Source organism: Pseudonocardia benzenivorans CB1190 (assembly GCF_000196675.2).
GTDB classification, from domain to species: Bacteria; Actinomycetota; Actinomycetes; order Mycobacteriales; family Pseudonocardiaceae; genus Pseudonocardia; species Pseudonocardia benzenivorans.
The window spans coordinates 5,007,987-5,023,101 of record NC_015312.1 but is presented as its reverse complement, the minus strand read 5'-3'; the positions used below and the strand labels follow the sequence as shown (position 1 = coordinate 5,023,101).

14 protein-coding genes are annotated in these 15,115 nt (G+C 73.9%); 10 read left to right on the top strand and 4 right to left on the bottom strand.

Annotated features, from left to right (window positions below):
• Positions 1–278: 278 nt before the first annotated feature.
• The 3 genes from PSED_RS23570 to PSED_RS23560 are packed head-to-tail and all read left to right on the top strand — an operon-like array spanning position 279 to position 3,377.
• A complete protein-coding gene (locus PSED_RS23570) occupies positions 279–1,592 on the top strand; it encodes a bifunctional o-acetylhomoserine/o-acetylserine sulfhydrylase (RefSeq protein ID WP_013676745.1) in 1,314 nt (437 codons plus the stop codon).
• Complete coding sequence (metX, locus tag PSED_RS23565; RefSeq protein ID WP_013676744.1) at positions 1,589–2,743, top strand: homoserine O-acetyltransferase MetX; 1,155 nt, start codon at positions 1,589–1,591, stop codon at positions 2,741–2,743. The genes PSED_RS23570 and metX overlap by 4 nt, the downstream gene beginning before the upstream one ends.
• Before the next feature lie 16 nt (positions 2,744–2,759).
• Positions 2,760–3,377: an MSMEG_1061 family FMN-dependent PPOX-type flavoprotein gene (locus tag PSED_RS23560; protein WP_013676743.1), complete on the top strand. Its 618-nt coding sequence runs from the start codon at positions 2,760–2,762 to the stop codon at positions 3,375–3,377.
• Between the two features lie 111 nt (positions 3,378–3,488).
• Here the strand turns inward: PSED_RS23560 and PSED_RS35730 are convergent, their stop codons facing one another.
• Positions 3,489–4,436: a cold-shock protein gene (locus PSED_RS35730; RefSeq protein WP_013676742.1), complete on the bottom strand. Its 948-nt coding sequence runs from the start codon at positions 4,434–4,436 to the stop codon at positions 3,489–3,491.
• Positions 4,437–4,674: 238 nt separating this feature from the next.
• Between PSED_RS35730 and PSED_RS23535 the strand changes: the two genes are divergently transcribed.
• Both PSED_RS23535 and PSED_RS23530 read left to right on the top strand, forming a co-directional pair.
• Positions 4,675–6,420 (top strand): proline--tRNA ligase, encoded by a 1,746-nt coding sequence (locus PSED_RS23535; RefSeq protein ID WP_041759978.1) that lies wholly within the window; start codon positions 4,675–4,677, stop codon positions 6,418–6,420.
• A gap of 100 nt (positions 6,421–6,520) precedes the next feature.
• On the top strand, positions 6,521–7,333 hold the full coding sequence (locus tag PSED_RS23530) for an intradiol ring-cleavage dioxygenase (protein ID WP_013676740.1): 813 nt from the start codon (positions 6,521–6,523) through the stop codon (positions 7,331–7,333).
• A 2-nt stretch (positions 7,334–7,335) separates the two neighbouring features.
• On the opposite strand, the gene PSED_RS23525 is transcribed toward PSED_RS23530, so the two are convergent.
• The gene (locus tag PSED_RS23525) at positions 7,336–7,746 is read right to left on the bottom strand and encodes a secondary thiamine-phosphate synthase enzyme YjbQ (protein WP_013676739.1); all 411 of its coding nucleotides are present in this window, start codon (positions 7,744–7,746) and stop codon (positions 7,336–7,338) included.
• Between the two features lie 39 nt (positions 7,747–7,785).
• Between PSED_RS23525 and PSED_RS23520 the strand changes: the two genes are divergently transcribed.
• Positions 7,786–8,817, top strand: coding sequence for an aminotransferase class V-fold PLP-dependent enzyme (locus PSED_RS23520; RefSeq protein ID WP_013676738.1), 1,032 nt, complete (start codon positions 7,786–7,788; stop codon positions 8,815–8,817).
• Positions 8,818–8,842: 25 nt separating this feature from the next.
• Here the strand turns inward: PSED_RS23520 and PSED_RS23515 are convergent, their stop codons facing one another.
• Complete coding sequence (locus PSED_RS23515; protein ID WP_013676737.1) at positions 8,843–9,313, bottom strand: ferritin-like domain-containing protein; 471 nt, start codon at positions 9,311–9,313, stop codon at positions 8,843–8,845.
• Positions 9,310–9,819, bottom strand: coding sequence for a hypothetical protein (locus tag PSED_RS23510; protein WP_013676736.1), 510 nt, complete (start codon positions 9,817–9,819; stop codon positions 9,310–9,312). The genes PSED_RS23515 and PSED_RS23510 overlap by 4 nt, the downstream gene beginning before the upstream one ends.
• Before the next feature lie 144 nt (positions 9,820–9,963).
• Here PSED_RS23510 and rimP point away from each other — a divergent pair, with 144 nt between their 5' ends.
• The 4 genes from rimP to infB all read left to right on the top strand — a co-directional run bounded on the left by rimP (position 9,964) and on the right by infB (position 15,086).
• Positions 9,964–10,494 (top strand): ribosome maturation factor RimP, encoded by a 531-nt coding sequence (rimP, locus tag PSED_RS23505; protein WP_013676735.1) that lies wholly within the window; start codon positions 9,964–9,966, stop codon positions 10,492–10,494.
• The gene (gene nusA, locus PSED_RS23500) at positions 10,491–11,537 is read left to right on the top strand and encodes a transcription termination factor NusA (protein WP_013676734.1); all 1,047 of its coding nucleotides are present in this window, start codon (positions 10,491–10,493) and stop codon (positions 11,535–11,537) included. Before rimP ends, nusA begins: the two co-directional genes overlap by 4 nt.
• On the top strand, positions 11,438–11,926 hold the full coding sequence (locus tag PSED_RS35560) for a YlxR family protein (protein ID WP_325051364.1): 489 nt from the start codon (positions 11,438–11,440) through the stop codon (positions 11,924–11,926). The genes nusA and PSED_RS35560 overlap by 100 nt, the downstream gene beginning before the upstream one ends.
• 94 nt (positions 11,927–12,020) lie before the next feature.
• Positions 12,021–15,086 (top strand): translation initiation factor IF-2, encoded by a 3,066-nt coding sequence (gene infB / locus PSED_RS23490; RefSeq protein WP_041759977.1) that lies wholly within the window; start codon positions 12,021–12,023, stop codon positions 15,084–15,086.
• Positions 15,087–15,115 lie beyond the last annotated feature (29 nt).

Sequence of the window (15,115 nt, the reverse complement as noted above, 5' to 3'; positions counted from 1 at the left end):
CCGGTTGTGCGCCCGCGGCGGCACCCGATACGTTCGATCGGTGATCTGCCTCGTGGCGCGCCTGCATGTCGACACCATGCGGGTGACGAGCGCGGCCTGTTGCGGCCGTTGACCCGGCCCGCCGACGACCCGTGCGTCCTCGGGCCGGGGCGCGGTGCCGGGGTCGGCTCCGCCGGGCTCCGAGGAGGTCACCGGACGGATCGCCGACCCGCACCCGTGCCGCCGGGCGCGCAGCCGCCGGACCCCATCCGTTTCCGCCCTCACGCAGGAGAGTCATCGTGACCGAGCCCACCGACCCGACCGCCGCCTGGTCCTTCGAGACCAAGCAGGTGCACGCGGGTGCCACCGCGGACCCCACCACCGGCGCCCGGGCGACCCCGATCTACCAGACGACCTCGTACACCTTCCGCGACAGCGACCACGCCGCCGCGCTGTTCGGCCTCACCGAGCTGGGCAACATCTACACCCGGATCATGAACCCGACGCAGGACGTGCTCGAGCAGCGCGTCGCCGCGCTCGAGGGCGGCATCGGCGCGGTCGCGCTGGCGTCGGGCCAGGCCGCGCAGACCCTCGCGATCCTCAACGTCGCCGAGGCCGGCGACCACTTCGTCTCCAGCGCCTCGCTCTACGGCGGCACCTACAACCTGTTCCACTACACGCTGCCCAAGCTCGGCATCGAGGTCACGTTCGTCGACGACCCCGACGACGCCGACGAGTGGCGCCGCGCGGTCCGGCCGAACACCAAGGCGTTCTACGCCGAGACGATCGGCAACCCACGCAGCAACGTGCTCGACATCCGGCTGGTGGCCGACCTCGCCCACGAGGCGGGCGTCCCGCTGATCGTCGACAACACGGTCCCGACGCCGTACCTGTCGCGCCCGATCGAGCACGGCGCCGACATCGTCGTCCACTCGCTGACGAAGTTCCTCGGCGGCCACGGCACGTCGATCGGCGGCATCGTCGTCGACTCCGGTAACTTCGACTGGGGTGCGCACGCCGACAAGTACCCGGGTCTGACGACGGCCGACCCGAGCTACCACGGCCTCAACTACTGGGAGGCGCTCGGCCCGCTGTCGTTCCTGATCAAGCTGCGGGTCCAGCTGCTGCGCGACGTCGGCCCGGCCATCGCCCCGCTCAACAGCTTCCTGATCATCCAGGGCATCGAGACGCTGTCGCTGCGCCTGGAGCGGCACGTGCAGAACGCGCAGGCCGTCGCGGAGTGGCTCGAGGCGCGCGACGAGGTCGAGACCGTCTACTACGCCGGTCTGCCGTCGAGCCCCTGGCACGCGGCGCAGCAGAAGTACCTGCCCAAGGGTGCGGGCGCGGTCGTCGCGTTCGACATCCGGGGCGGCGTCGAGGCGGGCAAGCGGTTCGTCGACGCGCTGGAGCTGCACAGCCACCTCGCCAACATCGGCGACGTGCGCAGCCTGGTCATCCACCCGGCCAGCACCACCCACAGCCAGCTCTCCGGCGAGGAGCAGCTGTCGACGGGTGTCGGCCCCGGCCTGATCCGGCTGTCCGTCGGCCTCGAGGGCATCGAGGACATCAAGGCCGACCTCGACGCGGGCTTCCGCGCGGCCAAGGGCGCCTGAGCGAGGTCACGATCACCGCGAATCCCGACGTCCTCCCTCCCGCCAGCGGTGCCTGGCGGGAGGGGGACGCCCCCGGCCGTCGTCAGTGGGTGGAGCTGCCCGGTGCGCTCCGCCTGGAGGCGGGTGGCGAGCTGCCCGGCGTCCGCCTCGCCTACGAGACCTGGGGGACGCTGAACCCGACGCGGTCCAACGCGGTGCTCGTGCTGCACGCCCTCACCGGCGACAGCCACGTCGCCGGCCCGGCCGAGCCCGGGCACCCCACCGCAGGCTGGTGGGAGGCGCTCGTCGGGCCGGGCCGCGCGCTCGACCCGGCCGAGTGGTTCGTGGTGGCGCCCAACGTGATCGGCGGCTGCCAGGGGACGACCGGGCCGTCGTCGACCGCGTCCGACGGGGTGCCGTGGGGCAGCCGGTTCCCGCTGGTGACCGCGCGCGACACCGTCGCCGCGGAGGTCGTGCTGGCCGACGCGCTCGGGATCGACGCCTGGGCCTGCGTCATCGGCGGTTCGATGGGCGGCATGCGGGCGCTGGAGTGGGCGGCGTGCGAGCCCGACCGGGTGCGCAGGCTGTTCGTCCTGGCCGCACCCGCCGCCACCTCGGCCGACCAGATCGGGTGGGCCGCGCCGCAGCTGGCCGCGATCCGGGCCGACCCGGGCTGGAACGGCGGCGACTATCACGACCTCCCGCCGGGCAAGGGCCCGCACGCGGGGCTCGGCGTCGCGCGCCGGATCGCGCACCTGAGCTACCGCAGCGGCTTCGAGCTCGCCAGCCGGTTCGGCCGCGAGGCGCAGCCCGGCGAGGACCCCTGGCGCGGCGGCCGCTACTCCGTCGAGTCCTACCTGGACCACCACGCCGACAAGCTGGTGGCGCGCTTCGACGCGGCGTCCTACGTCCGGCTCACCGAGCTGATGAACGCCCACGACGTCGGGCGCGACCGTGGGGGCGTCGCGGCGGCGCTGCGCCGGGTGCGGGCGACGACGTACGTCGCCGGGGTGAACTCCGACCGGCTCTACCCGCTGGAACAGCAGATCGAGCTGGCCGAGGGCATCCCGGGGGCGCGGCTGCAGGTGATCGACACCCCCTACGGTCACGACGGCTTCCTCATCGAGGACGAGATCGTCGGCTCGCTGCTGCGGGAGCTGCTCGCCGAGTAAGGCTATCCTCACCCGCATGAGGGTGATCGGGACCGAGGCCGAACTGCGCGAGGTGGTCTCCGAGCCGCCCGCCGCCATCGCCGACAAGGCGATCGACCACGTCGACGAGGAGTCGGGCCGGTTCATCGCCGCCAGCCCGCTCTTCCTCCTGGCGACCTCGGCGGCCGACGGCACCGTCGACGTCTCTCCCCGCGGGGACCCGCCCGGCAGCGTCGTCGTGCTCGACGAGCGGACCCTCGTCTTCGGCGACCGCAAGGGCAACCACCGGCTCGACAGCATGCGCAACATCCTGACCAACCCGCAGGTCGGGATGCTGTTCCTGATCCCGGGCATCGGTGACGTCATCCGGGTCAACGGCCGGGCCCGCATCGTCGCCGAGGCCGACTGGCTGCCGCGGCTGACGGTGCAGGGCTCGACGCCGGCGCTCGCGGTGGAGGTCACGGTCGAGGAGCTGTTCCTGCACTGCAGCAAGGCCGTGGCCCGCTCGGCGGTGTGGGACACCGCGACGTGGCCGGCGCGCACGGCAGTGCCGTCGGCGGGCACGATCGTGCGCAGCCAGCACCCGACGGTGAATGTCCCGGCGAAGGTCATCGACGCCGCCCTCGCGTCCGACGCCGAGCTCAACCGGTACTGAGACCTGGTCCCAAGACTCAGAACGCACCACGCCGGCCCTACTCACGCCGGCCTGCACCGGGAGACGAGCACTCTCGTCGGGACGTGATCGGCCATCGGCGGGGCCGCCTCGTCAGAGGCGTTCGACGCGGTCGGCCTGCGGGCCCCGGTCGCTCTGACGCACCGCGTACCGGACCCGGTCACCCTTCTGCAGCGGCTCCGACCCCATGATCACGGACACGTGGGCGAAGAGATCGTCGCCGCCTGCGTCCGGGGTGATGAAGCCGAAGCCGCGGTCTTCGTCGTAGCGCGCGACGACGCCCTCGCCGCCTCGTACGGGCGCGTCCCGCGCCGCCGGCCCTGCGGCCGCGGCAGGTGCCGACCGCTGCGGCGCCGTCCGGGGCTCGGCGCCCCGGACCAGGTGCACGTCGCGGGCCTGCGGGCCCTTCTCCCCACTGGCCACCTCGTAGGCGACGCGGTCGCCCTCCGCGAGCCACGTCAGCCCCTCGGCCAGGGCCCGGGCGTGAACGAAGACGTCCCCGGCACCGGAGTCGGGGTCGATGAAGCCGAAGCCCCTGTCCTCGTCGTACCAGGCCACCGTGCCGTCGGCACCGTCCGCGCTGCCGGCCGCAGCGGGTGAGCCGGCCCCCGCTCCCAGCGGGATCACGTGCCCGGCCTGCGGGCCGCGCTCGCCGTCGACGATCAGGAAGGCCACCCGCTGCCCCTCGGTGACCACGCCGCCGGTCACGATGGCGGAGCTGTGCACGAAGATGTCGGCGCCGCCGCCGTCCGGCGACGCGAAGCCGTACCCCTTGCCCGGCTCGTACCAGTTGACGGTGCCGAGCACGCCCACGGCGCTACCGGTGGCCGCATCGGCGGTGACGCGAACGCCCAGGGCCTGGGGCCCGCGGTCGTTCTCGCCGATCTCGAACACGACGGCCTGACCCTCGCGGAGCGCTTTCGCGCCGCCGCCCCCGACGATCTCGGAGGCGTGCACGAACACGTCCGGCGAGCCGTCCTCGGGCGCGAGGAAGCCGAAACCCCGGTCGGCGTCGAACCAACGGACGGTCCCCTGCGGCATCAACGGCTCCAGATCGAGAGGGCGGGCACTGGCCCCCAGTCTCTCCGACGGACCTCGCGGTCCGTCGAGACGGGCCCACAGGCGGGCGGGACGGAGCAAGGGGCGGGCCGTTGGTCCACCCAGCGACACACCGAGTTTCGAGACCGGGTCCGAGCCGATTGGCCGCGGCGGCGCCCGGTCGGTCGGCGACCCGGAACCGGGGCGACGTCGTCGCGGGGGCGTCGCTACCCTTGCGCGCGTGTTGACCCGGATGTCGTCGCTGTTCCTCCGCACCCTCCGCGAGGACCCGGCCGACGCGGAGGTGCCGAGCCACAAGCTGCTCGTCCGCGCCGGCTACGTCCGCCGCGTCGCGCCGGGCGTCTACTCCTGGCTGCCGCTCGGCCTGCGCGTGCTGCGCAGGATCGAGGAGATCGTGCGCGAGGAGATGGACGCCATCGGCGCCCAGGAGATCCAGTTCCCCGCGCTGCTCCCGCGCGACCCCTACGAGTCGACGAACAGGTGGACCGAGTACGGCCCGAACCTGTTCCGGCTCAAGGACCGCAAGGGCAACGACTACCTGCTGGGCCCCACGCACGAGGAGCTCTTCACGCTCGCGGTGAAGGGCGAGTACTCGTCGTACAAGGACTATCCGGTCATCCTGTACCAGATCCAGAACAAGTACCGCGACGAGGAGCGGCCGCGGGCGGGCATCCTGCGCGGCCGGGAGTTCCTCATGAAGGACTCCTACTCGTTCGACCTGTCCGACGAGGGGCTCTCCGAGTCCTACGCCCTGCACCGCAAGGCCTACGTCAAGGTGTTCGACCGGTTGTCGCTGCGCTACGTCATCGTCTCGGCGACGTCGGGTGCGATGGGGGGCTCGGCGTCGGAGGAGTTCCTCGCCGAGGCCGAGACCGGCGAGGACACCTACGTGCGGTCGGAGTCGGGATACGCGGCCAACGTCGAGGCCGTCGTGACCCCCGCACCGCCGGCACAGCCTGTCGACGACAAGCCCGCCGCGCAGGTGCACCACACCCCGGACACCCCGACGATCGAGTCGCTCGTCGCGTTCCTCAACGGCGCGGGGCTCGGCCGTGAGTTCACCGCGGCCGACACCCTCAAGAACGTGATGGTCAAGCTGCGGCAGCCGGGGTCCGACGAGTGGGAGCTGCTCGGCGTCGGCGTTCCGGGCGACCGCGAGGTCGACATGAAGCGCCTGGAGGCCTCGCTCGCGCCCGCCGAGGTGGCGCTGCTGGAGGACAAGGACTTCGCCGCCAGCTCGTTCCTCGTCAAGGGCTACATCGGGCCGGGCGCGCTGGCGGCCAACGGGGTGCGCTACCTCGTCGACCCCCGCATCGTCACGGGCACGGCGTGGGTCACGGGCGCCGACAAGCACGACCACCACGTCGTCGACCTGGTCGTGGGCCGCGACTTCACCCCCGACGGCACGATCGAGGCCGCCGAGGTCCGCGACGGCGACCCCTCGCCCGACGGCAGGGGCACGCTCGAGTCCGCGCGCGGCATCGAGATCGGCCACATCTTCCAGCTCGGCCGCAAGTACACGAACGCGTTCGGGCTCGACGCGCTCGGCCCCGACTCCAAGCCCGTCCGCATCACGATGGGCTCGTACGGGATCGGCGTCTCCCGGCTGGTGGCCGTCATCGCCGAGCAGAGCCACGACGAGTCCGGGCTCGTGTGGCCGCGGGCCGTCTCGCCCTACGACGTGCACGTCGTCGTCGCCGGCAAGAACGAGGAGATCACCGCGGGCGGCGAGAAGCTCGCGGCGGAGCTCGAGGCAGCCGGTCTCTCGGTGCTCCTCGACGACCGCAAGGCCTCGCCCGGGGTGAAGTTCGCCGACGCCGAGCTCGTCGGGGTGCCGACGATCGTCGTCGTCGGCCGGGGTCTGGCCGACGGCAAGATCGAGGTCAAGGACCGGCGCAGCGGCGAGCGCGAGGAGATCGCCCTCGACGGCGCGGTCGCGCACCTGGTGGGAGTCGTCCGCAGCTGACCGTGAGCACAGCCGGCTCACAGGTCGTTCCCAGCCGGCACCGGGGTGCATTCGGGACAGTGGTGACGCACCGCCCACCACGTCCGCGAGGAGCACTTCCATGTCCGACCACGACGACTTCGGCGGTATCTCCCGCGACCTGCCCCGGCTCCTCGGCCGTCGCCGGCTGCTGGGGCTGCTCGCGGGCGGTGCCGCCGCGACCCTGGCAGCGGCGTGCACGTCCGGCCCGGCCGGGTCGTCGAGCACCGGGTCGTCGAGCACCGGGTTGTCGAGCGGTGCGTCGGCGGCGGCCGGGGCCGGCGCGATCCCGGCCGAGACCGGCGGTCCCTACCCGGCCGACGGATCCAACGGCCCGAACGTCCTCGACGACGCCGGCATCGTCCGCAGCGACATCCGGTCGAGCTTCGGCTCCTCGACCACGACGGCACAGGGCGTGCCGCTGCGGATCGAGCTGACGCTGACCGACACCGCGGGCGCTGCGCTGCCCGGTGCGGCCGTCTACGTGTGGCACTGCGACCGGGAGGGCCGCTACTCCCTCTACTCCCGCGGGGCGACCGGTGAGAACTACCTGCGCGGCGTCCAGGCCGCCGACCCTGCCGGCAAGGTCTCGTTCACCAGCATCTTCCCGGCCTGCTACCAGGGCCGTTGGCCGCACGTCCACTTCGAGGTCTACCGCTCGCTCGCCGACGCGACGTCGTCGGGCAACGCCGTGCGCACCACCCAGCTCGCCTTGCCGAAGGAGACGTGCGAGGCCGTCTACGCGACCGACGGGTACGCGGCGAGCGTCCGCACGCTCGCGCAGGTCTCCCTGGCCTCGGACATGGTCTTCCGCGACGGCTGGGACCGCCAGCTCGCCACGGTGACCGGCGACGTCACGTCCGGCTTCACCGCGAGCCTCCCGGTCGTCGTCTGAGATCAGCCGGGCAGGAAGGACAGCCGCACCGTCCGGACCGGGTTGTCGACGTTGGTGTCGACGAGGCACACCGACTGCCAGGTCCCGAGCGCCGGGCGGCCCGCGAGGACCGGCACGGACATCGACGGGGCGACGATGGCCGGCAGCACGTGGTCGCGCCCGTGCCCGTGGGAGCCGTGCCGGTGCCGCCAGCGGTCGTCGGCCGGCAGCAGCTCGCGCAGCGCGGTGAGCAGGTCGTCGTCGCTCCCCGCGCCGGTCTCGATGACGGCCACCCCCGCGGTCGCGTGCGGCACCCACACGTTGAGCAGTCCCGCGTCGGCGCCGCTCGCGCGCAGGAACGCGTCGATCTCGGAGGTCAGGTCACGCACGGTCTCCGACGTTCCGGTGCGGATCTCGATCAGTTCGCTGTGCACGCGGCCGACCCTACGGCCCGCGCCGGTAGCGTCGGCCCCGTGCGCACGGCCTTCGGCGAGACCTTCGACGTCCCGGACGGGTACCTCAACACCGCGAGCGTCGGCGTCCCGCCGGTGCGGGTCACCGAGGCGGTGCTGGAGTCGGTGCGGCGCTGGGGGAGCGGTGGCTACTCGCCACCGGAGTTCGACGCCCCCGTGGCGACGGCCCGGGCCGCGTTCGCCGCGCTCGTCGGGGTGGCGCCCGCGCAGGTCGCGATCGGGCCGGCGGTCTCGGTCCTGCTCGGCCCGATCGCGGCCGCCGTGCCCGACGGGGCGTCGGTCGTCGTGGCGCGCGGGGAGTTCACCAGCGTCTCGTTCCCGTTCGCGGTCCAGCAGGGCCGCGGGGTGCGTGTGACCGAGGTGGAACCGGACCGGCTCGTGGAGCGGGCGGCCGACGCGGACGTCGTGGCCGTCAGCGTCGTGCAGTCCGGCGACGGCCGGATCGCCGACCTCGACGGACTGCGGGCGGTCCGGCAGCGGCACGGCACCCGGGTCGTCCTCGACGTCACGCAGGCCGCGGGCTGGCTGCCGCTGTCCCTGGGCTGGGCGGACGTCGTGGTCGGCGGCGGGTACAAGTGGCTGCTGAGCCCGCGCGGCACCGCATGGATGGCCGTTCGGCCCGGCAGCGACGCGGCGGAGGCGGTGCCGCACCTCGCGGGCTGGTACGCGAGCGAGCAGCCGTGGGGCGGCATCTACGGGCTGCCGCCCCTGCTCGCGGCCGACGCCCGCCGGTTCGACACCTCCCCGGCGTGGACGTGCCAGGTCGGCGCGGCCGAGGTGTTGCCGTGGCTCGCGGGCCTCGACGTCGCCGCCGTGCACGCCCACTGCGCCGGGCTGGCCGACGCGCTGCGCGCGGCGCTGGGGATGCCGCCCGCCGGCTCGGCGATCGTCAGTGTCGCGGCGCCGGACGCGATCGACCGGCTCACCGCGGCCGGGGTGCGCGCGGCCGCTCGCGCGGGGGGTGCGCGGCTGGCGTTCCACCTCTACAACACCGGGGACGACCTCGATCGGGCGATCGACGCCCTCACCTGAGCGGCGCGGCGGCCGGACGCGGACGCTACGGGGTGCGGCCCGGGAACGTCGGGACGACCGGCGTCATGCCGGCGGACGAGCGCCACTGCGCGCAGCGCCCGGTGCACTCCAGCAGCGCGGCGAGCGCCGCCCCGCGCAACGGCAGGTCGACGGTGCGCTCCAGCAGCGAGCGCCACCGCGCCGACGCGTCGGTCTCGGCCACGACGGCAAGCGCGGACGCCGACCGCGAGTCGGTCACCGGGGTCGGCGGGGAGTAGGACGGCAGCGCCGACACCGGCCGGGCGCCGACGTCGCTGAGGGTCTGCTCGATCAGCCCGCGCAGCTTGCGGTGCGCCTCGGAGTCGGCGCGGGCCCGGGCGGCGAGGTCCGTCGGCAGGAAGGCGACGACCAGCGAGTACACCCACAGCGCCGCGTGCTCGGTGGCGAGCACGTCCTGCAGGGCGTCGATCGAGGACTGGTCGATGGTCTTGCGGGTGCCGGAGTCGTCGCCGCTCACGAGAGGACCTCCGCGTACGTGGCGCAGCACGCGACGACACCGGCGACCAGCCCGACGCGCGCGGCCTCCATCGTCGGGACGAGCTTCGCCGCGGCTTCGGCCGACGCCCGCAGCGCGTCGGTGACGGCCTTGGTCGTCGCCGGCGTGGCGGGGTTCGCGGGTGCCGACGTCGCCGGTGCCGCCGACGCCGGGGTGCCGCCCGCGACGCGGGCGACCTCGGCCTCCAGCGCCGCGGCGTGGTCGGCGCGGGCGGTCCTCGCCGGGGTCAGCCGGTCGCCCAGCGCGGGCGCCGCCGTGACGGTCGCGGTGATCAGGTCGACGTCGTCGCGGGCCTGCCGGGCCAGCGCGATCAGCGGGTCCGGGCCGTCGGAGCCGCTGCCCGGGGTGCAGGCCGCGAGCCCGGCACCCGCGGCGGGCGCGAGCGCGGCCAGGGCGAGCACGCGCCGCCGCGACAGCCGCAGCGGTCCGGCCGGGAGGGGCTGGGATACCAGGCCGCGGGGTCTCACGGCGGGCCATCCTGCCAGGCCGCCCCCGGCACCCCTCGCGATACCCTTGGCGGCCACCCGGCGGCACGGCGACCGGGCGCCGGCCCGCGACGGCCGTGTGCGACCCGCCGGCCTCTGTCCCGCGTACGTCAGGAGTTGTCCCCAATGCCCACCCCCGACCAGCTCGGCCGGCAGTTGCAGGACGTGCTGGAACCGATCGTCGCCGGCGCCGGGTTCGAGCTCGACGAGCTCGACGTGCGGGCGACCGGCCGTCGGCACACGGTGAAGGTCGTCGTCGACTCGGCCGACGAGGCGGCGGGGGTCAACCTCGACGACATCGCCCGGCTCAGCCGGGCCGCGTCCGCCGAGCTCGACCAGCACGAGCACCTCATCGGCGGGTCCTACACGCTCGAGGTGACGTCTCCGGGCATCGACCGGCCGCTCACCCAGCCGCGGCACTGGCGGCGGGCGTACCTGCGGCTGGTCGAGGTCACCCTGGTCGAGGGTGGCAAGCTGGCCGGTCGCATCGGACGTGCGGGCGAGGACGCGGTCGACGTCCTCGTCGACGGGTCGGTCCGGTCGGTGGCCTATGCCGACGTGGCGAAGGCGCTGGTGCAGGTGGAGTTCAAACAGGCCCCGGAGGCCGAGATCGAGAAGCTCGGCGGGCGTGTGGAGCGGACGGAGGACGAGGTATGAACGTCGACATCGCCGCCCTGCGCGCGATCGAGCGCGACAAGGACATCCCCTTCGACATGGTCCTCGAGGCCATCGAGACGGCGCTGCTCACGGCCTACAAGCACACCGACGGCCACGAGCCGCACGCGCGCATCGACATCGACCGCAAGACCGGGCTGGTCCGCGTGCTGGCCCAGGAGCTGGGCGACGACGGCCAGGTCGCGCGCGAGTGGGACGACACCCCCGAGGGCTTCGGCCGGGTCGCGGCCACGACGGCCCGCCAGGTCATCGTCCAGCGGCTGCGCGACGCCGAGCACGAGCGCACCTTCGGCGAGTTCTCCGCCAAGGAGGGCGAGATCATCACCGGCGAGGTGCAGGCCGACTCGCGGGCGAACGCCCGTGGCGTGGTCGTGGTCTCGCTGTCGGGGTCGCAGGCCGAGGGCGTGCTGCCGCAGACCGAGCAGGTGCCCGGTGAGCGCTACCAGCACGGCGACCGGCTGCGCTGCTACGTCCTGGGGGTCAGCCGCGGGCCGCGCGGCACCCAGATCACGTTGAGCCGCACGCACCCCAACCTCGTGCGCAAGCTGTTCGCGCTGGAGGTGCCCGAGCTAGTCGACGGGTCGGTGGAGATCGTCGCCGTCGCCCGCGAGGCGGGGCACCGGACGAAGATCGCCGTCCGGTCCACGGTCCCGGGCGTCAACCCCAAGGGCGCGTGCATCGGCCCGATGGGCGCGCGCGTGCGCGGCGTCATGAGCGAGCTGGCCGGCGAGAAGATCGACATCATCGACTGGTCCGACGATCCGGCCACGTTCGTGGGCAACGCGTTGTCGCCGTCGAAGGTGGTGTCCGTCACGGTGATCGACGCCAAGACCCGCACGGCGCGGGTCGTCGTACCGGACTTCCAGCTGTCGCTGGCCATCGGCAAGGAAGGCCAGAACGCGCGGCTCGCGGCCCGTCTGACCGGGTGGCGCATCGACATCCGCAGCGACTCCGACCCGCGCAACGCGGCCGCCGAGCCCGCCGCGGAGATCGCCGGGGCGACGGGTACGGAGTCGGTCGGCTGATCGGCGACGCGCTACACTCGGATCCGGCTCGCTGCCACGGGCCGTCTCCCGATCGTCCGTCCGCCGGAACCGGTGCTCGCACCGCGTCCGGGCCGGTGCGGACCTGCGTCGGGTGCCGGACCAGGGTGGCGGCCTGCGGTCTGTTGCGTGTCGCCGTGGTCGACGGGGTTCTCACCCCTGACCCCCGGCGGCGGCTTCCGGGCCGAGGGGCCTGGCTGCACCTCGACCCGGAGTGCCTCGACCGTGCCGAGCGTCGCTCGGCGTTCCCGCGCGCACTGCGTGTGCCGGGGCCGCTGGACGTCAGCGCGGTGCGGTCCCACCTTCAGTCCCGAGGGGCGCGGGAGACACCTGCGCCCGACACACCAGGAAGCAAGGTCGACCCGTCATGAGCCAGTCGTGAAGATCGCACCATGAACGTGCTTCGACACTAGGTTCGAGGTCGAGCGGGTCCTGCCGCCCGGCCTCCGGAATTAGAGGAGTGCAGTGGCAGGCAAGGCCCGCGTGCACGAGCTCGCCAAGGAGCTCGGACTCAGCAGCAAACAGGTCCTCAGCAAGTTGCAGGACCTGGGCGAGTACGTGAAGTCCCCGTCGTCGACGGTCGAAGCCCCGGTGGCGCGCAAGCTGCGCGAGTCCGTCGCGGGCGGCGCCAACGGCAACGGCGGCCGCCGCGGCGGCCCCGGCGGTGGCGGACGTCCCCGTCCCGGCTCGTCCCCGGCCCAGTCCGGCGGCGCGCCCACCCCCGGTCCGCGTCCCGGTGGCCCCGGTCCGCGCCCCGGTCCGCCCGGCCCGCGCCCGGCCACCGAGCCGGCCGTCCCCGCGGCGTCGGCCCCGGCCACCCCGGCCGAGGCCCCCTCGCGTCCTTCCGCGCCCGGCCCGCGTCCGGGTCCGCGTCCGGGTCCGCCGCAGCGCCAGCAGCCGGCGGCCGAGTCCGCGCCGGCCGAGGCCCCCTCGCGTCCGGCGCAGCCCGCTCCGGCGCAGCCCGCTCCGGCGCAGCCCGCTCCGGCGCAGCCCGGTGCCGGACAGTCGGGCGGGCCGCGTCCCGGCCCGCGCCGTCAGGAGGCACCCGCCCCGCAGCAGCCCGCTGCCGCGGCGGCCGAGGGTGCGACGGTCCCGCCGCGCCCCCAGGCGCCCAAGCCCGGTCCGCGTACCCCGCGCGTCGGCAACAACCCGTTCGGCGTCGGCTCCGGCGCCCCGCCGCGCCCTGCCGCGCCGCGTCCCGGCCCGCCCCCGCAGCAGGGTGGCGGTTCGGCTCCCGGCCAGGGCGGCGGCGGCCGTCCGGGCGGTCCTGGCCAGGGTGGTCCCCGGCCCGGCCCGCGGCCCGGTGGTGAGGCCGGTCGTGGTGGGCCCCGCCCGCCGTCGCCCGGCAACATGCCGCCGCGTCCGAACCCCGGCATGATGCCCGCCCGTCCCGCCGCGCCGCGTCCCGGTGCGGGTGGTCGTGGCGGCCCCGGCGGTCGTCCGGGTGGCCCGGGTGGTCGTCCCGGCGGTGGCGGCGGCGGTCGTCCCGGTGGCGGCGGCTTCCGTCCCGGTGGCGGCGGTCCCGGCGGCGGTGGCGGTGGCGCCCCGGCCGGTGGTGGCTTCCGCGGTCGCCCCGGTGGTGGTGGCGGCGGTGCGCGTGGCCGCGGCGGTGCCGCGGGTGCGTTCGGTCGTCCCGGCGGCCCGGCCCGCAAGGGCCGCAAGTCGAAGCGGCAGAAGCGCCAGGAGTTCGACTCGATGCAGGCCCCGACGGTGGGCGGCGTCCGCCTGCCCAAGGGCTCGGGCGAGACGATCCGGCTGCCGCGCGGCGCGTCGCTGACCGACTTCGCCGACAAGATCAACGCCAACCCGGCGTCGCTGGTCCAGGTGCTGTTCCACCTGGGCGAGATGGTCACCGCGACCCAGTCGGTGTCCGACGAGGTGCTCGAGCTGCTCGGCACCGAGATGAACTACGTGGTGCAGGTCGTCAGCCCGGAGGAGGAGGACCGCGAGCTGCTCGACAGCTTCTCGATCTCCTACGGCGAGGACGAGGGCGGCGAGGACGACCTGGAGGTCCGCCCGCCGGTCGTGACCGTCATGGGCCACGTCGACCACGGTAAGACCCGACTGCTCGACACGATCCGCAAGACCAACGTCATCGAGACCGAGGCCGGCGGCATCACCCAGCACATCGGTGCCTACCAGGTGGCCACGGAGCTCGACGGCAACGAGCGGCTCATCACCTTCATCGACACCCCGGGTCACGAGGCGTTCACCGCCATGCGTGCCCGTGGTGCGAAGTCGACGGACATCGCGGTCATCGTGGTCGCGGCCGACGACGGCGTGATGCCGCAGACGGTGGAGGCGATCAACCACGCCCAGGCGGCCGACGTGCCGATCGTGGTCGCGGTGAACAAGATCGACAAGGAGGGGGCCAACCCCGCCAAGATCCGCCAGCAGCTCACCGAGTACGGCCTGGTCGCCGAGGAGTACGGCGGCGACACGATGTTCGTCGACATCTCGGCGCGGCAGAACATCAACATCGATCAGCTGCTCGAGGCGATCCTGCTCACGGCGGACGCCGCACTGGACCTGCGCGCCAACCCGAACATGGACGCGCAGGGCGTCACGATCGAGGGTCACCTCGACCGTGGCCGTGGTCCCGTCGCGACGGTGCTGGTCCAGCGCGGCACGCTGCGGGTCGGCGACTCGATCGTCGCGGGCGACGCCTCCGGGCGCGTCCGGCGGATGGTCGACGAGTACGGCGAGGACGTCGAGGAGGCCTACCCCTCGCGTCCGGTGCAGGTCATCGGCCTGACGTCGGTGCCGGGTGCGGGCGACACGTTCCTCGTCGTCGACGAGGACCGGGTGGCACGCCAGATCGCCGACCGGCGTCGCGCCCGCGAGCGCAACGCCGAGCTCGCCAGCCGCCGCAAGCGCGTCAGCCTCGAGGACCTCGACGCCGCGCTGAAGGAGACCAGCCAGCTCAATCTGATCATCAAGGGCGACAACTCGGGTACCGTCGAGGCCCTCGAGGACGCGCTCATGAAGATCGAGGTGGGCGACGAGGTCGAGCTCCGCGTCATCCACCGCGGCGTCGGTGGCATCACCGAGGGCGACATCAACCTCGCCATCGCCGACAACGTCATCGTCCTGGGCTTCAACGTCCGGGCCGAGGGCAAGGCGACCGAGCTGGCCAACCGCGAGGGCGTGGAGATCCGGTACTACACCGTGATCTACCAGGCCATCGAGGAGATCGAGGCCGCGCTCAAGGGCATGCTCAAGCCGGAGTTCGAGGAGGTCGAGCTGGGCCGCGCCGAGGTCCGCGAGGTCTTCAAGTCCTCCCGGTTCGGCACCATCGCCGGTTCGCTCGTCCTGTCCGGCGAGATCCGGCGCAACGCCCGCGGCCGCCTGCTGCGCGACAACGTCGTCATCGCCGAGAACCTGCCGATCAGCTCGCTGCGGCGGTTCAAGGACGACGTGGTCGAGGTCCGCGAGGGCTTCGAGTGCGGCTTCACGCTCGGCAACTACAGCGACATCAAGGTCGGCGACATCGTCGAGACCTTCGAGATGCGCGAGAAGCCGAGGGACTGACCCGGTGCACCGGCGGCGGCTCCGAGTGG